General features: G+C 74.7%; 14 protein-coding genes. 5 read left to right on the top strand and 9 right to left on the bottom strand.

From position 1 onward, the window contains the following. Positions 1-8: 8 nt before the first annotated feature. From pyk to pta, 3 genes are all read right to left on the bottom strand, one after another. A complete protein-coding gene (pyk, locus tag RM572_RS18700; protein WP_027765977.1) occupies positions 9-1445 on the bottom strand; it encodes a pyruvate kinase in 1437 nt (478 codons plus the stop codon). Between the two features lie 73 nt (positions 1446-1518). After that, the gene (locus RM572_RS18695; protein WP_311674502.1) at positions 1519-2781 is read right to left on the bottom strand and encodes an acetate kinase; all 1263 of its coding nucleotides are present in this window, start codon (positions 2779-2781) and stop codon (positions 1519-1521) included. Continuing rightward, positions 2778-4934 (bottom strand): phosphate acetyltransferase, encoded by a 2157-nt coding sequence (gene pta, locus RM572_RS18690; RefSeq protein ID WP_311674501.1) that lies wholly within the window; start codon positions 4932-4934, stop codon positions 2778-2780. The genes RM572_RS18695 and pta overlap by 4 nt, the downstream gene beginning before the upstream one ends. Positions 4935-5206: 272 nt before the next feature. On the opposite strand from pta, the gene RM572_RS18685 reads away from it, so the two are divergent. The 5 genes from RM572_RS18685 (at position 5207) to RM572_RS18665 (ending at position 8750) form a co-directional block, all read left to right on the top strand. Next, complete coding sequence (locus RM572_RS18685) at positions 5207-6232, top strand: ATP-dependent 6-phosphofructokinase (protein WP_136182336.1); 1026 nt, start codon at positions 5207-5209, stop codon at positions 6230-6232. Between the two features lie 239 nt (positions 6233-6471). After that, positions 6472-7119, top strand: coding sequence for a DUF433 domain-containing protein (locus RM572_RS18680; RefSeq protein WP_311674500.1), 648 nt, complete (start codon positions 6472-6474; stop codon positions 7117-7119). Positions 7120-7150: 31 nt separating this feature from the next. Beyond that, the gene (locus RM572_RS18675; RefSeq protein ID WP_311674499.1) at positions 7151-7495 is read left to right on the top strand and encodes a PIN-like domain-containing protein; all 345 of its coding nucleotides are present in this window, start codon (positions 7151-7153) and stop codon (positions 7493-7495) included. Between the two features lie 71 nt (positions 7496-7566). Beyond that, entirely contained in the window at positions 7567-7977 is a 411-nt protein-coding gene (gene paaI, locus RM572_RS18670; protein WP_136182335.1) for a hydroxyphenylacetyl-CoA thioesterase PaaI, read from the top strand. 2 nt (positions 7978-7979) lie between these two features. Then, positions 7980-8750 (top strand): SDR family oxidoreductase, encoded by a 771-nt coding sequence (locus RM572_RS18665; protein ID WP_311674498.1) that lies wholly within the window; start codon positions 7980-7982, stop codon positions 8748-8750. Positions 8751-8771: 21 nt separating this feature from the next. Here the strand turns inward: RM572_RS18665 and RM572_RS18660 are convergent, their stop codons facing one another. From RM572_RS18660 to RM572_RS18635, 6 genes are all read right to left on the bottom strand, one after another. Further along, complete coding sequence (locus RM572_RS18660; protein ID WP_311674496.1) at positions 8772-9176, bottom strand: hypothetical protein; 405 nt, start codon at positions 9174-9176, stop codon at positions 8772-8774. 8 nt (positions 9177-9184) lie between these two features. Beyond that, positions 9185-9904, bottom strand: coding sequence for a helix-turn-helix domain-containing protein (locus tag RM572_RS18655; protein ID WP_311674495.1), 720 nt, complete (start codon positions 9902-9904; stop codon positions 9185-9187). Positions 9905-10057: 153 nt separating this feature from the next. Next, positions 10058-10267, bottom strand: a complete 210-nt coding sequence (locus RM572_RS18650; RefSeq protein WP_311674494.1) for an MbtH family protein — start codon at positions 10265-10267, stop codon at positions 10058-10060. Between the two features lie 79 nt (positions 10268-10346). Then, a complete protein-coding gene (locus RM572_RS18645) occupies positions 10347-11639 on the bottom strand; it encodes an MFS transporter (RefSeq protein ID WP_311674492.1) in 1293 nt (430 codons plus the stop codon). Continuing rightward, positions 11636-19744, bottom strand: coding sequence for a non-ribosomal peptide synthetase (locus RM572_RS18640; RefSeq protein ID WP_311674491.1), 8109 nt, complete (start codon positions 19742-19744; stop codon positions 11636-11638). The genes RM572_RS18645 and RM572_RS18640 overlap by 4 nt, the downstream gene beginning before the upstream one ends. Further along, positions 19741-22365 (bottom strand): non-ribosomal peptide synthetase, encoded by a 2625-nt coding sequence (locus RM572_RS18635; RefSeq protein ID WP_311674490.1) that lies wholly within the window; start codon positions 22363-22365, stop codon positions 19741-19743. Before RM572_RS18635 ends, RM572_RS18640 begins: the two co-directional genes overlap by 4 nt.

Below are 22365 nucleotides of genomic sequence, written 5' to 3'. Positions count from 1 at the left end.
GGGACCGGTCAGACGGCGGTCTGCTCCGCGCCGCCGAGGTGGTGCACCCGGACCATGTTGGTGGTGCCCGGAACGCCGGGCGGCGAACCGGCCGTGATGATCATCTTGTCGCCGGCGTCGTACCGCTGGAGCTTCAGCAGCTCCGCGTCGACCAGTTCCACCATCTCGTCGGTGGTGTTGACGTGCGGGACGACGAAGGAGTCCACGCCCCAGCTCAGCGTCAGCTGGTTGCGGGTGGCGACCTCGGTGGTGAAGGCGAGGATCGGCTGCGCGGCGCGGTAGCGGCTCAGTCGCCGGGCCGTGTCGCCCGACTTGGTGAACGCGATCAGCGTCTTGGCGTGCAGGAAGTCCGCGATCTCGCATGCCGCGCGGGCGACCGAACCGCCCTGCGTGCGCGGCTTCTTGCCCTTCACCAGCGGCTGGAGGCCGCGGCTGAGCAGCTCCTGCTCCGCCGCCTCGACGATCTTCGACATGGTCTTGACGGTCTCGATCGGGTACTGGCCGACCGAGGACTCCGCGGAGAGCATCACCGCGTCCGCGCCGTCCAGGATCGCGTTCGCCACGTCCGACGCCTCGGCGCGCGTGGGGCGCGAGTTGGTGATCATCGACTCCATCATCTGGGTCGCCACGATCACCGGCTTGGCGTTCCGCCGGCACAGTTCGATCAGTCGCTTCTGGACCATCGGCACCCGCTCCAGCGGGTACTCCACCGCGAGGTCGCCGCGCGCCACCATCACGCCGTCGAACGCGAGGACGACCTCCTCCATGTTCTCCACGGCCTGCGGCTTCTCGACCTTGGCGATGACCGGCACCCGGCGGCCGACCTCGTCCATCACCCGGTGCACGTCGCGCACGTCGGCGGCGTTCCGCACGAACGACAGCGCGACCATGTCGCAGCCCATCCGCAGCGCGAACTTCAGGTCGTCGACGTCCTTGTCCGACAGCGCCGGCACGTTCACCGCCGCGCCCGGCAGGTTGATGCCCTTGTGGTCGGAGATGACGCCGCCCTCGATGACGATGCAGCGCACCCGCGGCCCGTCGACCTCGACGACCTGGAGCGCCACGTTGCCGTCGTTGATCAGCACCGGGTCGCCCTTGGCCACGTCGCCCGGCAGGCCCTTGTACGTGGTGCCGCACTGCGACCGGTCACCGGCCACGTCCTCCGTGGTGATGGTGAACTCCTCGCCGCGGACCAGCTCCACCGGCCCCTCGGCGAAGGTCTCCAGGCGGATCTTCGGCCCCTGGAGGTCGGCCAGCACGCCGACCGCCCGTCCCGCCTCGTCCGCGGCCTTCCGCAGCCGGTGGTAGCGCTCCTCGTGCTCCGGCTGGCTGCCGTGGCTCATGTTGAAGCGGGCCACGTTCATGCCGGCGTCGAGCAGCGTCTTCAGCTGCTCGTAGGAGTCGACGGCGGGGCCCAGGGTACAGACGATCTTGGAACGGCGCATGAGGACGATCCTATCGGTTTTGTTCAGACGCGGAACGTACGGGGGTGAGCCCGCTCACGAACGATTCTCCTCATCATGCCGCCTCCGCGGCGCCGACCAGCGCGTACGTCTGCCGGGCGATCTCCAGCTCCTCGTCCGTGGGGACCACGGCCACCGCGACCCGGGCATCCCCGGGCGAGATCAGCCGCGGCTCCCGGCCGCGTACCCCGTTGCGCCCCGGATCCACGGACAGACCCAGCCCCTCCAGCCCCTCCAGGGCCGCCGCGCGCACCTCGGCCGCGTTCTCCCCGACGCCGGCGGTGAACGTCACCGCGTCCACCCGGCCGAGCACGGCGTAGTAGGCGCCCACGTACTTCTTCAGCCGGTGCGTGTACACCTCGAAGGCCAGCCGCGCCGCCTCGTCGCCCTCCTCGATCCGGCGGCGGATCTCCCGCATGTCGTTGTCGCCGCACAGCCCCGTCAGGCCGCTGCGGCGGTTGAGCAGCGTGTCGATCTCGTCCACCGACATGCCCGCCACCCGCGCCAGGTGGAAGATCACCGCCGGGTCGGTGTCGCCGCTGCGGGTGCCCATGACCAGGCCCTCGAGCGGCGTCAGCCCCATCGAGGTCTCCACGCACACCCCGCCGCGCACCGCCGACGCCGAGGCGCCGTTGCCCAGGTGCAGCACGATCACGTTCACCTCGGACGGGTCCCGGCCCAGCAGTTCGGCGGTCCTGCGGGAGACGTACGCGTGCGAGGTGCCGTGGAAGCCGTAGCGGCGGATGCGGTGCGCGTCGGCGGTCTCCTTCTCGATCGCGTAGCGGGCCGCGGGCTCCGGGATCGTGGTGTGGAACGCGGTGTCGAAGACGGCCACCTGCGGCAGGTGCGGGCCGAGCGCCCGGGCGGTGCGGATGCCGGTGAGGTTCGCCGGGTTGTGCAGCGGCGCCAGCGGCACCAGGCGCTCGATCTCCGCCAGCACCGCGTCGTCGATCACCGTGGGCTCGGTGAAGCGGCGCCCGCCGTGCACCACGCGGTGGCCGATCGCCGCCAGTTCCGGCGAGTCCAGGCCCAGCCCGTCCGCCGCCAGCTCCTCCGCGACGGCCTTCAGCGCCGCCTCGTGGTCCGCGATGCGGCCCTCCCGGGTGCGCTCTCCCCCCTCCTGGCCGGTTCCGTCCCGCCCGGCGGGCGGGGTGTGCGCGAGCCGCGAGGTCTGCTCCCCGATCCGCTCCACCAGCCCGGACGCGAGCCGCCCGCCGCCCGCCATGTCCAGCAGCTGGTACTTCACGGACGAGGAGCCGGAGTTGAGTACCAGGACGCGCGTCGCCCCCGCGGGGGCGGTGGTGGGGGTGGCGCTCATGCCCGCGCCTCCTTCCCGGCCCGCGCACGGCTGCCGGCCGGAGCCCGTCCGGACTGCGCCTGGATCGCGGTGATGGCCACGGTGTTCACGATGTCGGAGACCAGCGCGCCGCGCGACAGGTCGTTGACCGGCTTGCGCAGCCCCTGGAGCACCGGTCCGACCGCCACCGCGCCGGCCGAACGCTGCACCGCCTTGTAGGTGTTGTTGCCGGTGTTCAGGTCCGGGAAGACCAGTACGGTCGCCCGCCCCGCCACCTCCGAGTCGGGCAGCTTGGTCGCCGCCACCGACGGGTCCACCGCCGCGTCGTACTGGATCGGCCCCTCGACCAGCAGGTCCGGCCGCCGCGACCGGACGAGTTCGGTGGCCCGCCGCACCTTGTCCACCTCCGCGCCCGAACCGGAGGTGCCGGTGGAGTACGACAGCATCGCGATCCGCGGCTCCACGCCGAACTGCGCCGCCGTGCCGGCCGACTGCACCGCGATGTTCGCGAGCTGCTCGGCGTCCGGGTCGGGGTTGACCGCGCAGTCGCCGTAGGCCAGCACCCGGTCGGACAGGCACATGAAGAACACCGAGGAGACGATGCCCGCCTCCGCCTTCGTCTTGATCACCTCGAAGGCCGGCCGGATGGTCGCCGCCGTCGAGTGCGCCGCGCCGGAGACCATGCCGTCCGCCAGACCCTCGCGCACCATCAGCGTCCCGAAGTAGGAGACGTCCGCCACCACGTCGTACGCCAGCTCGTACGTCACCCCGCGAGGGGCGCGGAGCTTCGCGTACAGCTCGGCGAACCGCTCGCGCAGCGGCGAGGTCTGCGGGTCGACGACGCGGGCGGTGGCCGCGGCGGTGTCCGGCAGTTCGTCGTCCTCCAGCAGCGGCAGGTCGATGCCCAGCTCCGCGGTGCGCCTGCGTACGGCCGTCGGGTCGCCGAGCAGCGTCAGGTCGCACACGTCCCGGCGCAGCAGGACCTCCGCGGCGCGCAGCACCCGCTCCTCGGTGCCCTCCGGCAGCACGACCGCGCGGCGCTCCGCCCGGGCGCGTTCGATCAGCTCGTGCTCGAACATCATCGGCGTGACGCGGGCGCTGCGGACCACCGAGAGCCGCTCGGTGAGGCGCGGGGTGTCCACGTGCCTCTCGAACAGGCCCAGCGCGACCTCCGCCTTGCGCGGCGTGGCCGCCGTCAGCTTGCCCTGGAGCTCGAACAGCTCGGCCGCGGTGGGGAACGACCCGTGCGGCACGGCGAGCAGCGGCGTCCCCGGCGCCAGCCGCTCGGCCAGCGCCATCGTTTCCGGGCCGGGCCGCTCGGCGAGGGTGAGCAGCACGCCGGCGAGGGCGGGGGAGCCCGCGGAGTGCGCGGCCAGCGAGCCGATGATCAGGTCGGCGCGGTCGCCCGGGGTGATGACCAGGCAGCCCTCGGTCAGCGCGGGCAGGAACGTCGGCAGGTGGGCGCCGCCGAACACGAAGTCCCGCACGTCGCGGGACAGCCCCGCCGGGTCCCCCAGCAGGACCTCGGCGCCCAGCGTGTCGCGGACCTGGGCCACCGTCGGCGCGGACAGGGCGGGCTCCTCCGGCAGCACGGACACGGGCACCGGCAGGTGCCCGGTCAAGGTGCGGGCGGCGTCCCGCGCCTCGGGGGCCTGCACCCGGTTCGCGATCATCGCGAGGATCTCGCAGCCCAGCGACGCGTACGCGTGGTGCGCGTTGCGCACCTCGGCGACCACCGACTCCCCGGTCTGGCCGTAGCCGCCGACGACGGGGAGCACGGCCGCGCCGAACTCGTTCGCCAGCCGCGCGTTCAGCGCCAGCTCGGCGGGCAGCCCGGTGTCGGCGAAGTCGGTACCCAGCACGAGAACGGCCTCGTAGTCGGACGCCACCGCGTGGAAGCGGGCGACGAGCCGCGCCACCAGCTCGTCCGTGCCCTTCTCCGCCTGCAGCGCGGCCGCCTCGTCGTGCCCCAGGCCGACCACCGTGCCCGCCGGCTGGGTCAGCCGGTACCGGGCGCGCAGCAGGTCGAAGATCGGGTCCGGGCCGTCGTGCGCCAGCGGACGGAACACCCCGACCCGGTCCACGTGCCGGGTGAGCAGCTCCATCACCCCCAGCTCCACGACCTGACGGCCGTCCCCCCGCTCGACGCCGGTCACGTACACACTGCGCGTCACGCGTGCTCTCCCTCGTCGTCCGTGTCGTGCGCCGCGCGGCCCCTGGCGCGCGGAACCCTGCTCCTGACAGTGTTGATGGGTGTTGATGGGTCCTGATGGTGTTGACGGTAACCGCACGGCCCGTCGCGCCGGGTGCGTCACGGAGCGGCTACCGGACCGTATGCCGGACAGGGATGTGCCCCCTGCGTTCAACTCGTGAAACAATCCCAGCGCCCAAGCACCCGACGCTGCCACAGCCGCCAGCGTGATCCAGCGAGCAGGAAGCGAAGCTCATGCGCATCGGAGTCCTCACCGCGGGCGGCGACTGCCCCGGTCTGAACGCCGTGATCCGGTCCGTCGTCCACCGCGCCGTGGCCGACCGGGGCGACCAGGTCATCGGCTTCGAGGACGGCTTCAAGGGCCTCCTCGACGGCCGGTACCGCGAACTCGACCTGGAATCCGTCAGCGGCATCCTGGCGCGCGGCGGCACCATCCTCGGCTCCTCGCGGCTGGAGCGCGCCCGGCTCGCCGAGGCGTGCGAGAACTCCGAGGAGCTCATCGCCCGCCTCGCGCTCGACGCCCTCGTCCCCATCGGCGGCGAGGGCACCCTCACCGCCGCGCGCATGCTCGCCGACGCCGGCCTTCCGGTGGTCGGCGTCCCCAAGACGATCGACAACGACATCTCCGCCACCGACCGCACCTTCGGCTTCGACACGGCGGTGGGCGTCGCCACGGAGGCCATGGACCGCCTCAAGACCACCGCCGAGTCGCACCAGCGTGTGATGGTCGTCGAGGTGATGGGCCGCCACGCGGGCTGGATCGCCCTGGAGGCCGGCATGGCCGCCGGCGCGCACGCCATCTGCGTTCCGGAGCGCCCCTTCGAGGTCGACGAACTCGCCAAGATGGTCGAAGAACGCTTCGCGCGCGGCAAGAAGTTCGCCCTCATCTGCGTCGCCGAGGGCGCGCACCCCGCCGAGGGCTCCATGCCGTACGAGAAGGGCGTCATCGACCAGTACGGCCACGAGCGCTTCGCCGGCATCGGCAACCGCCTCGCGATCGAGCTGGAGCACCGCGTCGGCAAGGAGGCCAAGCCGGTCATCCTCGGCCACGTCCAGCGCGGCGGCACCCCGACCGCGTACGACCGGGTGCTCGCCACCCGCTTCGGCTGGCACGCCGTGGAGGCCGCCCACCGCGGCGAGTTCGGCCGGATGACGGCGCTGCGCGGCACCGACATCGTGATGGTCCCGCTCGCCGACGGCGTCTCCGAGCTCAAGCGCGTCCCGCAGCACCGCATGGACGAGACCGAAGCCGTCTTCTGACCCGCCGCCCGGATCCGGGCCCCGGAGGACCGGCACGTCGTCGTCTCCTCTCCCGCCTCCGACGACGGCGCTGTCACCCTTCTCGGTCGACAGCGTGCCGTCGTTCACGCCCTGGGTTGCGCCACCGGAGTGCGTGACCACGGTGCCGTTGGGCTCGTTGATCATGACGGACCCGGATACCTTGGGGGTGGGCATGGCTGCGCGCGTGATGCGTTCAGGTCGGAGAGGAGACGCCGAGCATGGTCGACAAGTTTTCCGACCCGATCCTCACACCCGTGGAGGCTGCGCGGCATCTCCAGATCACCGAGCGCACGATGTACCGCTGGCTGCACGAGCAGGCGGCCGGAGAGCCCCTCGTGCATGCGGTGCGGGCGGAGCGAAAGGGTTGGCCCTCGATCCCGTTCGTCGCTGTCGTCGAGGCATACGTCCTGCAGTCGCTGAGAGCGCTCGGCGTGACGCTCCCCTGCATCAGGGAGGCCGCGGAAGCCGTCCGAAGCCGTTTCGGGGAGCCCTACGGTCTCGCCACACGGCGCATTGCGACGGACGGCGTGGACATCTTCGTGGACTACGCGGGGGACCTCGCCCGGGCCCGCGACGGTCAGCGTCCCATCAAGCAGGTCATCGAGGACTACCTCCGGTACATCACCTGGGAGGCCGACGGGCGCACGCCGCAGAGTCTCCGTCTGAAGCAATATCCGGAACTCGCCCCGGTGATCATCGACCCGCGGTTCGGGTGGGGCGCACCCGTCGTGGCCCAGAACAAGATCCAGGTCGAGGCGCTGGTGAACCTCTGGCGGGCCGGCGAGACGCTGGACACGGTGGCCGACGAGTTCGAGCTGTCCCGTGAGCAGGTCGAGGCGATCTGCCGCATCGCCCCCGCAGCCTGAGTTCCTGCTCGACCGCAACCTCGGCAGGACGGTGCCCGCCAGACTCGCCGAACTCGGTTGGCGTATCCGGAGGATCGCCGAGGAGTTCGACAATGATGCTCAGGCGGTTCCGGACGAGGAATGGGTGGAGTTCGGGCTGGTCCGCGGATGGGTGCCCCTGTGCAAGGACGGACGCATCAAGGGGCGTGCCCACGAGCGGGAGCCCCTCGAGCGACTGTCCGGGGTGCTCTTCTACCTGAACAACCAGTCCCTTCGTATCGACGCCATGGTCGATCGCATCCACCGGGCCCGGGCGGACGTGCATCGGGCGGTGGCACGCGGCGGGCCGGCCGTCTATGCGATCACCGACTCCGGCATCGCGCGGACGTGGCCCTGACCCGCCGCCCGGCTCCGGGCCCCGGAGGACCGGCACGTCGTCCGGTGGCGGGCGGCGGTTACGATCGGCGGATGGGCGGAGAGCGGAACGCGGCGCACCGGATGTTCGAGGCGGACGACGCCTCGCGGCGGCTCGGTATGGAGCTGCTGGAGGCCGGGGACGGCGCCGCGCGGGTGCGGATGACCGTCACCGACGCCATGGTCAACGGGCACGGCATCGCGCACGGCGGGTTCGTGTTCACGCTCGCGGACACCGCGTTCGCCTGTGCCTGCAACAGCCACGGCCCGGTCACCGTCGCGGCGGGCGCGGACATCACCTTCACGACGTCCGCGAAGGAGGGCGACGTGCTCACCGCCGTCGCCACCGAACGCACCCGCTTCGGCCGCAGCGGCGTCTACGACGTCACCGTGCTGCGCGGTGACGAGGTGGTCGCCGAGTTCCGGGGCCGCAGCCGTACGATCCAGCGCACCACCGAGGGTTGATCATGACCGAGCACGTGTTCCCCACCGCCGTCGTCACCGGTGCCGGCAGTGGCATCGGCGCCGCGACCGCCCGCCGACTGGCCGCCGAGGGCCATCACGTGGTGCTGGCCGGGCGCCGCACCGAGCGCATCGAGGCCGTGGCGCGCGAGATCGCCGACGCCGGCGGCAGCGCGGAGGCGCGTGCGCTGGATGTGACAGACCGCGCCGCCGTCCGCGCCTTCGCCGACGCCCTCGGCGACCGCCCGCTGACGCTGCTGGTCAACAACGCGGGCGGGGCGCTCGGCACCGAGCACGTCGACGCCACCGACCCGGACGACTGGCGCACCATGTACGAGGTCAACGTCCTGGGCACGCTGCACGTCACCCAGGCGCTGCTGCCCCGGCTGGAGGCCGCGGAGGGCACGGTGATCGTGCTGTCCTCGACGGCCGCGTTCGTCGCCTACGAGGGCGGGGGCGGCTACGCCGCGGCCAAGCACGGCGAGCACGCACTGGCCGCCACGCTGCGCCTGGAGCTGTGCGGCCGCCCGGTGCGGGTGGTGGAGATCGCGCCGGGCATGGTGCGCACCGACGAGTTCGCGCTCAACCGGATGCGCGGCGACGCCGACCGGGCGGCCGCCGTGTACGACGGCGTGCCGGACCCGCTGACGGCGGAGGACGTCGCGGACACCATCGCGTGGACGGCCTCGCGGCCGCCGCACGTCAACGTCGACCTGCTCGTCGTGCGCCCCCGCGCCCAGGCCGCCCAGCACAGGGTGCACCGCGTCACCGGCTGACCCGGTCCGCCCGGAACCGGGTCAGGGGCGGGCGTCCAGCCGGTTCCGCAGCGACCCGTCCGGGCCGTAGACGTCCAGCAGGTAGCCCTCCTGGAGCGGTACGCCCTCGTCGCGCGCCAGGAAGCCGGTGAGCGAGGACTTCAGCTTCTCGAAGGCCGCGTAGTCGTCGTCGGTGCCGTGCGTCCGGACGACGAGGAGCGGCACGTCGCCGGGCCCGTCGGCGACCTCGATGCCGTAGACGTCCTCCGGGCCGCCCGCCGCGCGGAAGCGGTCCGCGAGCCGGGCGGCAGCCTCCGGGGCGGCGGTCGTGGTGGACGTCGGGCCCGCAGGCCGGTCGGAGGCCGACGGCTCGTCCGGGCCGCAGCCGGAGAGCAGGGTGACGGTCAGGAGGCAGGCCGGGGCGGCCGCGCGCAGTGTCCGGAGCATGCGGATCATCATCGCCGGTCCGTGCCGGTGACACCGGCGCGTTCCCAGAACCGCTCCAGGATGCCGTCGAGGAAGTCGGCGGAGAGGGTCGCGGAGTCGTCGGGGCGGCCGGAGCCGGCGCCGCCCCAGTGGAGCGAGCCGGCGGTCGCGGACTGGTAGGCGCGGTGCAGGTCGCGCAGCGCGTCCTCCAGGCGGCTCCGCTCCAGGGGCACCAGGTCGGCGACGCGTCCGGCGTAGGACTGCCAGCGCGTGGTGACGGCGGAGCGCAGCAGCTCGGCGAGGTGCGCGGAGCGGCCGGTGAGGTCCAGCGCCGCGTCCGGCGGGAGCCGCAGCGCGCGGGCGAGCGCCGCGGCCTGCCGGTCGTCGCCGTCCCAGTGCCCGGCCTGCTCCATCCGTTCGTAGACCGCCGGGTCCACGCCGATGAGCAGCGCCAGGTCGGGGACGGCCATGCCGGCCGCCATCCGGTGCTGCCGCAGCGTCTGCGGCTCGCCCAGCAGGTCGCCCGGCGCACACCACAACGCGCCCGCCAGCGCGGGGAGTTCGGTTTCGCCGGGCACGCCGTCGCCCTCCTCCCAGGCGAGGACCGTGTGCGGCGGGACGCGCAGCCCGAACGCCGCCCACATGCCGTGTGCGACGTGGGCGGGCGTCATCCCCAGCGCCTGGCGCAGGCGGCGGGCGGCGACCGCGTCGAACGAGCCGACCGGCCGGTACGGGCGGTTCTGTCGCATCCGTCCACGGTAGGAGCAGCCCGGTGCCCCGCCCATCGGTCGTTCCGCCGAACTGCCGTCGGGCGGCGTGTGCCTTCCTCCAGCGGCGCGTGACTGTTCCGTCAGGCCGTTCCCTCAGGCCGTTCCCTCAGGCCGTTTCCTCAGGCCGTTCCGTCAGGCCGTGCCGTCGAGCTGCCGGCGGAGTCCGAGCGGCCGCATGTCGGTCCACACCGCGTCGATGTGGCGCAGGCACGCCTCCCGGTCGCCGGTGGTGCCCTCGGCCCGCCACCCGGCCGGGAGGCCGCGGTCCGCGGGCCATACCGAGTACTGCTCCTCGTCGTTGAGAACCACCTGGTAGCCGCGGTGGTCCTGGGTGTCGTCCATCGGTTCACTCCTTCGTCGTCGAGGGGTGGCGGGCACGGCTCGCCGGGCCGTTGCGGAGGCCGGAGCCGGGTGCGCGGGGTCAGGTCGCGGCGGGCTCCGCCCGCGCCACGTCGGGCAGCTCGCGTTCCAGGTGGCGCACGCGGGGCCGGGCGTAGGCGAGGGCGGCCACCACCAGCAGCAGCGGTCCGGCCAGCAGCAGGATCATGGCGATGCCCGCTCCCGTTCCGGTGGCCGTCTCCCAGGGGGCCGCCCCGGCCAGCGGGCCGCCGACGTGGAGCGCGAGCGGCCCCGCGAGACCGTAGGCCACCGGCTCGGCGGACCAGGCGATCATCCGCCGGACGGCGAAGACGCGTCCCTGGATCTCCGTCGGCGTCTTCCGCTGCCACAGCGTCGGCGTCACCGCGTTGGTCACGGCGTAGCCGCCGAGGATGCCGAAGAGGCCGAGGCCGAGCATCCACAGCGCCGGATGCGCGCCCATGAGCAGCAGCAGGCACCCGTGCAGCAGGGTGACCGCGAAGACGGTGCGCACGAGCCCGCGGGGGAGCCGGACGACGCTCAGCAGCGCGCTGACCACGATCATGCCCACGGCGCCGACCGCGTTCACCACGCCCAGCGCCGAAGGGGCGTGGGCGCCGAGGATGAGGGGCGCCACCAGGACCAGCGACATCTCCATCAGCAGGTTGTTCGCCGCGAAGAAGACCAGCAGCCCCAGCAGCCCGGGGCGCTGCCGGATGAAGCGCAGGCCCTCCGCCATCTCCTCGCCCAGCGCCCGGGGCCCGCGCCGGTCGCCGCCGGTGCGCGCCGGCGGCAGGGGCGGCAGCAGCCGGAAGGAGGCGAGCGTGGCGGTGCCGGCGAGACCGAAGGTGGCCAGGTCGACCAGCAGCAGGCCCTCCAGGCCCACCACGCCGTACAGCGCTCCGGCCAGCAGGTCGCCGAGGACCAGTCCGCCCGCCTCCGCGAGCCCGACCCGCGCGTTGGCCTTGCTCAGATCGTCCTTGCCGACGACCTGGGACACCAGGCTGGAGAAGGCGGGCCACTGGAACGCCTTGCACGCCGAGGCCGCGGCGACCAGCGGGTACAGGTGCCACAGTTCGAGCGCGCCGGCGGAGAGCAGCGCCAGGACGGCGAGCGGCAGCACGGCCGTTCCGAGGTCGCTGACCAGCATGACCCGCCGGCGGTCCCAGCGGTCCACCAGGACGCCCGCGAAGGGGAGCATCAGCAGGCCGGGCAGCGACCCCGCCATCACCAGGGTGGTGAACGCCGTCGGCGAGCCCGTCTCCAGGAACACCCAGACGCCCAGGCCGAAGACGGTCATCGCGGTGCCGATCATGGACGCCGCCTGACCGGCCCAGACCAGGTTGAAGACCCTCACCGGACGTCCTTCCCGTCGTGGCTCTCCGCCGGGGCCCCCGCACGCTCCGGTGCGCTGCCCAGGGCCTCCGCGACGGACTCGTCCAGCAGCGCGAGGAACCGCGCGAGCCGGCGGCGGAGCGGCTCCGTCTCGAACAGCGCGGTGCTGTACTCCAGCCAGCCGGAGATGCCCTCCGGGGTGTCGTAGCAGCGCAGGTGGAGCTCGTAGCGGCAGGTGCCCCGGTCGAGCGACAGCGGCTCCGCCCGGAGGCCGTCGAGCCCGTGGGCGGCGGACGGCACGTTCTGCACCGCGAACATGGCCTGGCACAGCGGAGGGCGGCCCTCTTCGCCACCACCGTGCTCCTCCGCCAGCGTCTCGAACGGCAGGGCACGGTGCTCCCACGCGGCCAGGAACGCCTCCCGGGCGCGTCCCAGGACGGTACGGAACCCGGGTGTGCCACGCAGGTCCGCGGGGACGGGGACGATGCCCGCGAACGGGCCCGCCGCCGTCTCCGACTCCGGGTCGTTCCGGTTGGCGACCGGCACCGCCACCAGGAAGCGTTCCGCACCGGACAGTTCGCCCAGCCACCGCTGCACGGCGGCCAGCAGGACCATGAAGACCGTGCAGCCCGTGTCCTCCGCGAGCTGCCGGACGCCGGCGGCCACGCCGGGCGGCAGCGCGAAGTGCTCCACCGCACCCTCCAGCGACCACGCCCCGGGCCGCGGCCGGTCGCACGGCAGCGGGAGCGCCGTGGGCACGGCGCCCAGCAGTTCGGCCCGGTGACGCAGACTCTCCCGGGCGGCGGGGGAGGCCAGATACGCCCGCTCCGCCGCCGCGTGCGCCAGGAAGCCGCCCGGCGGGGGGAGTTCCGGGAGCCGGCCGGCGGCGAACGCGTTGTACAGCAGCGCCAGGTCGTTCTCCAGCACCGACAGCGTCCAGCCGTCGGCCACGATGTGGTGCACCGTCAGCCCCAGGACGTACGTGTCCGCGCCGCAGCGTACGAGCGTGGCGCGGACCGGGGGGCCCTGGGCCAGGTCGAAGGGCTCGCGCAGGTCGGCGGTGGCGGCCTCCTCGGCCGCCGCCACCGGGGCCGTCCGTCCGCGGGTGTCGTGCCGGCGTACGGGTATCAGCGCGGCCGCGGCCACCGTCTGCACCGGCCCGTTCCCCTCGTCGGCGAACCGGGTGCGCAGCGCGGCGTGACGGGCGGTCAGCGCGTCGAAGGCGCGGATCAGCGCCACCTCGTCCAGCGGGCCGTGCACCCGGGCGTGGAAGCCGATGTGGTAGGCGGCCGTGCCGGGTTCGCGCTGCTGGTGCCGCCAGACGAACTCCTGCCCCGCGGTGAGGGCGTGCGGCCCTGTTCCCGGGGCGGCCGGGACGTGCGCGGCCGGGTGCTCGGACGGCGCGGGCGCGGAACGCGCGACGCCGGACGGTGCCGCCCCGGACGCGTCCAGCCAGGCGGCCAGCGCCGCCACCGTCCGCAGGTCCAGCACCTGCCGCAGGGGCACCGCCCCGCCGTCCGCCGGACGCGGCAGCCGGGCCGCCAACTGCGCGGCGAGGAGGGAGTGTCCACCGCGCGCGAAGAAGTCGTCCTCCCGGCCGACGGGCCGTGCTCCGACGCGTTCGGCGCCCAGCACCTCGGTGAAGGCGGCGGCGACCGCACGCTCGGAGGCGGACCGCGGCGGACCGGCCGGGGCGGCGACCGGCTCGTCGGGAAGTGCTGCGACCGCCTTCCGGTCCAGTTTGCCGTTCGCGGTCCGCGGCAGTGCCGGCACCCGGTGGAACACCGCCGGCACCTGCTGTTCGGGCAGCAGGGCGAGAAGCCCGCTCCGCAGCGCCTCCGGGTCGAGCGTGCCGGGTGCGACGCAGGCCAGCAGCCGGTCCGGTCGCCCGGTCGCCGCGCTCCGTACCGCGACGACGGCGGCTTCCGCGACGCCCGGCAGCGTACGCAGCACGCGTTCCACGGCGGCCGGTTCGACGCGCTGGCCGCGGATCTTCATCTGGTCGTCGTTGCGGCCCAGGAACGTGAGCGTGCCGTCGGCCTCCCTCCGTGCCAGGTCACCGGTCCGGTACGCGCGTGCACCCGGCTCCCCGGAGAACGGTTCCGGCACGAAGCGGTCGGCGGTGAGTCCGGGCTGCCGGTGATACCCGTCGGCCAGCCGCGCCCCGCCGATCCAGACCTCACCGGGAACCCCGACGGGAGCGAGCTCGCCGTACGGGTCGACGACCCACAGCCGGGCACCGGCCACCGGAGGGCCGATCGGCACCGGCCCGGCCGCGCCTTCCCCGGGCGGGACCGGCATGCAGGTGGTCGTCATGGTGCCCTCGGTGGGACCGTACTGGTCGACGACCGAGGGCCGCCCGGCGAAGGCCGCCTCCGCCCGCGCGCAGTCGGCGGTGTCCAGGGGCTCTCCCGCGGTCAGCACCAGTCGCAGCCGCGCGCCGGACCGGGACCCGGCGGACCGCCGGGCCTCCGCCGTGGAGAGCAGCGCCCGCAACAGCGTGGGCACCACGCTCAGCAGGCAGGTCGCACCGTGCCGGTCGAGTGCCGTGACGAGCGCCTCCGGGTCGGCGGCCTGGTCGTCGTCCGGCAGCACCACCCGGGCTCCGGTCGTGAGCGGACCGAGCAGGTCGCGCACCGAGGCGTCGAAGGACAGGCCGGCGAGCTGCAGGACGGTGTCCTCCGTCCCGAGCCCGAAGCGGTCCCCGAGGTAGTCCCGCAGATACGCGGCGGCCGCGCCGTGCGAGGTCCGCACGCCCTTGGGGCGCCCGGTGGAGCCGGAGGTGTAGGCGAGGTAGGCCAGCGCGCCGGGCGGCACCCGCCCGGCGGTCTGCGGCACCGACGCCTCCCCGGCGTCGTCCGAGGAGTCACCGGCCGCGTCGTCTCCCAGCACGAGGACCGGCGGCCCGGCGCCGTCGAAGGCGTCCGCCCAGGGACGGTCGGTGACCAGCAGTCCGGCGCCGCTGTCCGCCAGCAACTCCCGCAGCCGTCGCCGGGGATGACGGGGGTCCACCGCCACGTACGCCGCTCCGGTCAGCAGCACGGCCAGCACGGCCACGGGCTGCTGCACGCCCCGCCCGAGGCCGAGGCCGACCAGCGAGCCGGGCCGTACGCCGTGCGCCGCGAGCCGCCGTGCGAGGCGGCCGGCCCGTGCGCCCAGCCGGCGGTAGGTCAGCGCCTCCTCGCCGGACACGACCGCGGTCGCGTCGGGGGTCCGGGCGATCTGGTCGAGGATCAGGCCGTGCAGGGTGCCCGGCCGGCTCCGGTACGGCTCGGGCGTGCCGGGCGCCAGCGCCCGCCGTTCGCCGGGGGAGAGCAGGGACAGGGTGCCGAGCCGGGCCGAGGGGGAGGCCGTTCCCCGGTCGAGCAGTGTCAGCAGGTGTCCGGCCATCCTCGCGACGCGCCCGGCGTCGAGGACGTCGGTCCGGTGGACGAGCCAGCCGGCCAGACCCTTCCGGTCGTCCTCCTCCAGGAACAGGGCGAGGTCGGCCTTGGCATGGTCGGGGGTGAACGGCTCCGGCACGAGGCGGACGCCGTCGGCGAAGGGCAGGGAGCCGACCGTGACCGGGTCCATCGACACGCTGTGGCGGGTGAGTTCCCGGCCGTCGAGACCGGCCGCGTCCACCACCTCGTCGAACGGCAGCAGCCGGTGCTCCCAGGCGTCCAGCACGACGTCCCGGACCTCGCGCACCAGGCGGCGGAAGGTCCACTCCTCCCGGACCGGCAACCGCAGCGCCACCGTGTTGAGCAACAGGCCGACGACTCCGGCCAGTTCGGGCCGTTCGCGGTCGGCCACCGGCAGGGTGAGCGTCACCTCGCCGGTGCCGCAGTGGCGGGCGAGCAGCGCCGCGTAGGCGGACAGCAGCACGACGAACGGCGTGCAGTGCTCCTGGTCGGCGAGTTCCCGAACCCGGGCGCACGGACCGTCGGGCAGCGTGAACCGGTGGGCCGACCCGGCGGAGCCGGCCCCTCCCGCGGACCGTGGGCGGTCCGCGGGGAGGTCCTGGCCGGACGCCCCGGTCAGGCGCGCGCGCCAGTGGTCCGCCTCCGCCGCCCGGACCTCGTCGCTCAGGGCGTGGCGCTGCCAGGCCGCGTAGTCCCCGGCACCGAGCGTCCTCTCCGCGGCCGGCGACGCGGAGCGCCCCTCGCCGCGGTAGGCGGCGGCCAGGTCCTCCATCAGGACGCGGGCCGACCAGCCGTCGGCGCTCACGTGGTGCACCGTCAGCGCCAGGACCGCCTCCTCGTCGGCGACCCGGACGACGGCCGCGCGGGCCAGCGGCCCCCGGCCCAGGTCGAACCGCGTGCCGCTCTCCTCGGCCAGGACGTCGCGCAGCGCGGCGGCACGGTCCGCGGCGCCGCGGTCCCGCAGGTCCACGGTGCGCAGCGGCAGTTCCACGGCGCCGGCGACCTCGCGGACGGGCCTGCCGTCGACGCCGGGGAAGGACGTGCGCAACGCCTCGTGCGCGCGGGGGAGCGCCCGCAGGGCGTTCCGCAGCGCGTTCAGGTCGACGGGGCCGTGCAGGCGGCACACCACGGGCAGGTTGTAGGCCGGGTCCCCCGGATCGAGCTGGTCGGCGAACCAGATCCGCGCCTCGGCCGCGGAGACCTCCCGAGCCCCCGGGGGGCGGGGGACGACGCGGGTGCGGCCGGGAGGTTCCGCCGCCGGGCCGCCGGGGTCCCGGCGGCGATTCCCCGCGGCGCCGTCCTCGCTGTCCCCGCTGTCCTCGGGGGCGGTCGCGGCGTCCTCCGCTTCCGCGAGCCGTTCCGCGAAGGCGGCCACGGTCGGCGCCTCGAAGAGCAGCCGCAACGGCACCTGCCGGTCGAGCCGTTCCCGTACCGCGAAGACGGCCTGCACGGCGAGCAGGGAGTGGCCGCCCAGGTGGAAGAACCCGTCGTGGCGGCCGACTTCCCCGGTCGCGAGCCCCAGCGTCTCGGCCCAGATCGCGGCGAGGCGCCGCTCCACGTCGCCGGACGGCGGCTCGTGGGGCGCGTCGCCGGGCAGCCGGCTCTCCCGCCCGGTCGCCGCGGCGCCCGGCCCCGCGCCGTCCCGGACGGTCTCCGGCGCCGGCAGGTTGCGGCGGTCCACCTTGCCGCTCGGCAGCTGCGGGAAGGCGTCCAGGACGACGAAGGCCGCGGGCATCATGTAGGCGGGGAGTCTCCGGATCAGCGCGCCGCGCAGCTCCCGGGCGGTCGGTGCGGCGGCCGTGCCCGGCAGCACGTAGGCGACCAGTCGCGGCCCGTCGGGGCCGTCGTTGCGGGCGGTGACGACCGCCTGGTTCACCGACGGGTGCTCGGCGAGGACCGCCTCGATCTCGCCCAGTTCGATGCGGGTGCCCCGGATCTTCACCTGCCGGTCGGCGCGGCCCAGGTACTCCAGACCGCCGTCCTCCCGGCGCCGCACCAGGTCCCCGGTGCGGTACAGCCGGCCGCCGGGCGGCCCGAACGGGTCCGGCACGAAGTGGTCGGCGGTCAGCCCGGGCCGTCCCAGGTATCCGCGGGCGAGCTGGACGCCGCCGACGTACAGCATGCCGGGCAGGCCGACCGGCTGCGGGTTCAGCTCGGCGTCCAGCACGTGGCAGCGGGTGTTGTCCACCGGGTGGCCGATCGCGATGCGCGGGTCGGCGGGGAGGCAGCGGGCGGCGGTCACGTTGACGGCGGTCTCGGTCGGCCCGTACGCGTTGAACAGCTCGGCGTCGAGCGCGTCCAGGCAGCGGGCCGCAAGTTCCGGCGGCAGCGGCTCTCCGGCGCTCTTGACGACCCGCAGAGCGGGCAGCGGCACGTCTCCGCCGTGTTCGAGCAGGGCCGCGAGCATGGTCGGTACGAAGCGGACGTAGCTGACCCGTTCCTGGGCCATGACCGTGCGCAGGTACTCCGGGTCGCGGTGTCCCGCCGGGTCGGCGACGACCAGCCGCGCGCCGGACGCCAGCGTGGCGAAGACCTCGACCACCGAGTCGTCGAAGGTGATGTTGGTCTTCAGCAGCACCGCTTCGCCCGGCCCGAGCCCGAACCGGTCGATCTGCCAGCGGATCTGGTTGTGCGCGGCCCGGTGGCCGACCATGACGCCCTTGGGGCGGCCGGTCGATCCGGAGGTGTAGAACACGTAGGCGAGCTGGTCGGGCAGTGCGCCGGGGAGGTTCCACGCGCCGGGGTGGGCGGCGATCCGTTCGGCGTCCGCGTCGACGGCCACGGCCGCGCAGCCCGCTCGCCGCACGGCGCAGTCCGGCGGCGAGGCGTGCGCCGCGGTGGTCACCACCAGGCGGGCGCCGGCGTCCTGAAGGACGGAGGCGTTCCGTTCGGCGGGGTGCGCGGGGTCCAGCGGCAGATAGGGCGCACCGGCGCGCACCACCGCGACGATCGCGACGACCAGGTCGAAGGACCTCTCCAGCAGCACGCCGACCGGTTGCTCCGGCCCGGCGCCCAGCGCACGCAGGTGGTGGGCCAGCCGGTTCGCGCGCCGGTCGAAGTCCTGGTAGGTCAGGTGCGCGCCGTCCATGCTCAACGCGACCGCGGCCCCGTCGGCCGCGGCCCGCTGCGCGATCATGGCGGCCAGGTCGACCGGCCCGGGATGGTCGCGCACCTCTCCGGTGGCGTCCCGCAGCGCCGCTTCCAGCTCGCTCCGCGTCGCCAGGGCCGGGGCGCCGACGGCGAGGCCGGGCCGGGTGACGAGGGAACGGGCGAGCGCCAGGTAGTGCCCGAGCATGCGGGCGGCACTCGCCCCGTCCCACAGCTCCCGGTCGTACTCGAGCTCCAGCTCCCAGCCGCCGGGCTGCTCGCTCACCTCCAGCGTGAGGTCGAACTTCGCGGTGGCCGGGTCCTCGCGCGGCACCGGCCGTGCCAGGACGCCGCCCGTCTCCGCCGTGCCGGAGTCCGCGGTGTTCCACACGAACATCACCTGGAACAGCGGGGTGTGGGCGAGGCTCGGCTCGACGCCGACCTCCTCGACCACGTGGTGGAACGGCACGTCCTGGTGGGAGAAGGCCGCGGCGGCGTCCTCCCGTACCGCGTCCAGCAGTTCGCGGAAGGTCAGCCCCGGCCGGAAACCCGCCCGCAGCACCACGGTGTTGACGAACAGGCCGATCAACGGCCCCGCGTGGCCGGCGCCACGGCCGGCCACCGGCGTGCCGACCAGCACGTCCGGCTGTCCCGAGTAGCGGTGCAGCAGGGCGTGGAAGCAGGCCGCCAGCACCATGAACGGCGTCGCGGACGTCTCCCGGGCCAGCGCCCGCACGGCGGCGACCAGGTCCGGGTCCACCGCGGAGCGGACCACGCCGCCGGGCCGGGTCGGTCGTCCCGGACGCGGGCGGTCGGCGGGCAGTTCGAGGGCGGGCGGTCGGTCGCCCAGCCGCGCCCGCCAGAAGTCCAGCTGGCGGCGGTAGGCGCCCGCGTCGAGGCGGCGGCGGAACCAGGCGGCGTGGTCGGCGTACCGGACCGGGGGCCCGGCGGGCTGGTCGCCCCGGCCGAGTTCGGCCGCGTAGCCCTCCAGCATCTCCCGCCGGAACACGTCGACCGACATGCCGTCGAAGGCGATGTGGTGCACGCTCAGCATCAACTCGTGGGCCGAGGCGCCCGTACGGACGAGCAGCGCGCGCCACACCGGCCCTCGGCGCAGGTCGAACGGCCGGTGGAACTCCGCGTCCCGCAGCGCGCGGAGAGCCGCCTCGTCCCCGGCGGCGGTGGCGTCCCCGGAGCTCTCCCCGTCGGCTGCGAGGGTGGTGCGGCGGAGGACGAACGACGGTTCGTGCGGGACGAGCATCTCCCTGCCGTCCCGCCGGACGTACGTGCTGCGCAGCACCTCGTGCCGCCGCTCGATGCCGCGCAGCGCACGTTCCAGGGCGTCCGGGTCCAGCGGGCCTTCCAGCCGCAGGCCGAAGCCCATGTGGTACGCGGTGCCGTCCGGGTCGAGCTCCTGGAGGAACAGCATGCGTTCCTGCTGCGGCGCCGCGGGTACCGGGCCTTCGCCCCGGGAGAGCGTGCGGCGTTCGCGGCTGCGGCCCGCCCGCGCCAGCCGTTCCGCCAGCAGCGCCCGGGTGCGGTCCGCGCGGTCCGGTCCCGGCCCGGTGTCTGGGCCGGGCTCGGTGTCCTGGTCCGGCCCGGTGTCCTGGTCCGGACCGGGAAGGCTCGTGGTCACCGGTCCTCGCCCCCGCCCGCCTCGATCTGGGCGATCAGCGCCTTCTCGACGACGTCGGAGAAGGCGGAGAGGGTCTGGCTCTCCAGGAGTTCGAGCAGCGGGATCTCCACCTCCAGGTCGGCCTGGAGGTGGGCCATCACCTGGGTGATGAGGAGCGAATGGCCGCCGAGGTCGAAGAAGTTGTCCTCGGCGCCGATCTCGTCCACCTCGAGGACCTCGGCCCAGATCTCCGCGACCGCCTCCGCGACGGGGGTGCCCGGCGGCCGGTAGGGCGGGCGCCCGCCGTCCTCGGCCGTGGGCGAGGGCAGTGCGTCCCGGTCCAGCTTGCCGTTGGGGGTGACCGGCAGCGCGTCCAGCACGAGAACCCGCGCGGGCACCATGTGGGCGGGCACCCGGAGGGCGAGCGCGGCGCGCAGTTCGCCGGTGTCGAGCCGGGCACCGGGCCGCGGCACCGCGTACGCCACGAGGTGCGCGGCGGCGGCCTCGCCGTGCACCACGGCGACGGCGGACGCGACACCGGGCAGGTCGGCGAGCGTGGTCTCGATCTCGCCCAGCTCGACGCGGAAGCCGCGGATCTTCACCTGGTGGTCCTGACGGCCGAGGAACTCGATCGTCCCGTCCGCCCCGAACCGGGCGCGGTCCCCGGTGCGGTACATCCGGCCGGGTTCCGCGGTGAACGGGTCGGGCACGAACTTGGCGGCGGTGAGCCGCGGGTCGCCCAGGTAGCCCTCGGCGAGGCAGGCGCCGCCGATGTACAGGTCTCCGGGGGCGCCGACGGGGGACGGGTTCCGTGCGGCGTCCAGGACGTAGTAGCGCGCGTTGTCGATGGGCCGGCCGTACGGGATGCTCCGCCAGGCCGGGTCCACCCGGTCGACGCGGTGGTGGTTGGACCAGACGGCGGCCTCGGTGGCGCCGCCGAGCGCGACGATCTCGGGGCCGGCGAAGGCGGCCCGGACGGCGTCGGGCAGGGACAGCGGTATCCAGTCGCCGCTGAGGAACACCAGGCGCAGCGAGTGCTCGGCCGCCGTGTCGCGCAGCGTCAGGAACGGCACCAGCTGCTGGAGCGCGGCGGGGGCGGAGTCCCAGAAGGTGACCGGCTCGTCGTCCAGGAGCGCCAGCAGCCGCTGCGGGTCGCGTACGTCCTCCTCGGCAGCCACGCGGATGCTGCCACCGGCGGCGAGCAGCCCGAAGACGTCGTAGACGGACAGGTCGAAGCTCAGCGAGGCGACGAACAGGACCTGGTCGTCCGGACCGACCCCGTAGGTGTCGTTGACCCACCGGATGAGGTTGACGACCGGCGCGTGCGTCATCAGCACGCCCTTGGGAGTGCCGGTCGAGCCCGAGGTGAAGATCGTGTAGGCCGCGTCCTCGGGCCTGCACCGGTCGGGCGCGGGGGAGTCCGGCGGCACGTCGGCCAGGGCCCAGCCGGTTGCGGGCCCGCCCGGCGCGGTCGCGGGGGCGGTCCCGTTCCCGCCGAGCCACAACACCTCGCGCAGCTCCGGCAGATCCCGGCAGCGGTCCACCACGTCGGGCACCGCGTCGTGGTCGGTGAGCACCACCGGCGCCGCCAGGGCGCCGACCAGTTCGCGGAAGCGTTCCGCGGGCAGGTGCGGGTCGACGGGGGCGTAGGCGGCCCCGGACTTGAGTACGCCCAGGAGCGCCACGACGGAACGCACCGTGCGGCGCAGGCTCAGGGCCACCATGTCGCCGGTGCCCACACCGGCCGCCGCCAGGCGGGCCGCCAGCCGGTCGGCGGCCGCGTCCAGTTCCGCGTAGTCGAGGCGTTCCCCGCCCTGCACCACGGCGAGCGCGTGCGGGGTCCGGGCGGCCTGGGCCTCGAACAGTTCGTGCAGGCACCGGGCGGGGCCGCGTGCGGTGTCGGTCGCGTTCCACGCGTGCACCACCGTGTCGTACTCCTCCGGCGGCAGGACGAGGAGTTCGCCGAGCAGCGCCCCGGGGGAGGCGGCCTGGCCGGCCAGGATGCCCGTCATCCGGTCCAGGTGGGCGAGCAGCCGGTGCGCGTGATCGTCGGTCAGGGTGCCCGGGGAGTGGTCGAGCTGCAGCCCCGGCTCCTCGTCGCCGAACCGGGCCGTCACGACGACGCCGTCCGGCCCGGCCGGCGGCGCGGCCGGTCCGGTGCGGGCGCAGACGACCGAGGTGGCGAGGAGCGGCACGTCGCCGCGCAGGTCGGCGCAGGCGGCGAGCTGGTCGAGCGTCGGTCCGGCGTGCCGGCGGCCGGACTCCTCCGCCTCCCGGACTGCTTCCAGGTAGGCGCCCACGTCCTGCTCCGGGCCGGTGTCCAGGCGTACCGGGACCGGTGCTCCGTCCGGGGCGCTGCCGGTGGTCACGCCGAACAGCACGTCCCGCTCGCCCGCGTGCGCCGCCAGCACCAGCCCCCAGGACGCGGTCACCAGCCGTTCGGCGGTCGTGCCGGCGGCCTCGGCCGCGCGGTCGAGCTCGGCGACCCGCCCGGGCGTCCAGGCCAGCGACGTCCGGGCGCGGTCGTTGCCGGAGCCGGGCGCGTCCGGGGCCGGGAGGCGGGACCAGCCGCCGGGGGCGGTGGGCTGCGCGAAGCCGGCCAGTCTCTCCCGCCAGTGCCGCAGTGCTGTCTCCGATTCCAC

The sequence above is a fragment of the Streptomyces hazeniae genome, assembly GCF_031845485.1.
Classification (GTDB): domain Bacteria; phylum Actinomycetota; class Actinomycetes; order Streptomycetales; family Streptomycetaceae; genus Streptomyces; species Streptomyces hazeniae.
Note: the sequence above shows the minus strand (reverse complement) of the source record. Positions and strands in the feature narration are given on the sequence as shown.

Excerpts from the sequence above, each read along its gene's own strand:
- RM572_RS18695 (WP_311674502.1), bottom strand. The coding sequence starts at position 2,781 with ATGAGCGCCACCCCCACCACCGCCCCCGCGGGGGCGACGCGCGTCCTG.
- RM572_RS18660 (WP_311674496.1), bottom strand. The coding sequence starts at position 9,176 with ATGCTCCGGACACTGCGCGCGGCCGCCCCGGCCTGCCTCCTGACCGTC.
- RM572_RS18655 (WP_311674495.1), bottom strand. The coding sequence starts at position 9,904 with ATGCGACAGAACCGCCCGTACCGGCCGGTCGGCTCGTTCGACGCGGTC.
- RM572_RS18680 (WP_311674500.1), top strand. The coding sequence starts at position 6,472 with ATGGTCGACAAGTTTTCCGACCCGATCCTCACACCCGTGGAGGCTGCG.
- RM572_RS18650 (WP_311674494.1), bottom strand. The coding sequence starts at position 10,267 with ATGGACGACACCCAGGACCACCGCGGCTACCAGGTGGTTCTCAACGAC.
- RM572_RS18665 (WP_311674498.1), top strand. The coding sequence starts at position 7,980 with ATGACCGAGCACGTGTTCCCCACCGCCGTCGTCACCGGTGCCGGCAGT.
- pyk (WP_027765977.1), bottom strand. The coding sequence starts at position 1,445 with ATGCGCCGTTCCAAGATCGTCTGTACCCTGGGCCCCGCCGTCGACTCC.
- paaI (WP_136182335.1), top strand. The coding sequence starts at position 7,567 with ATGGGCGGAGAGCGGAACGCGGCGCACCGGATGTTCGAGGCGGACGAC.
- RM572_RS18685 (WP_136182336.1), top strand. The coding sequence starts at position 5,207 with ATGCGCATCGGAGTCCTCACCGCGGGCGGCGACTGCCCCGGTCTGAAC.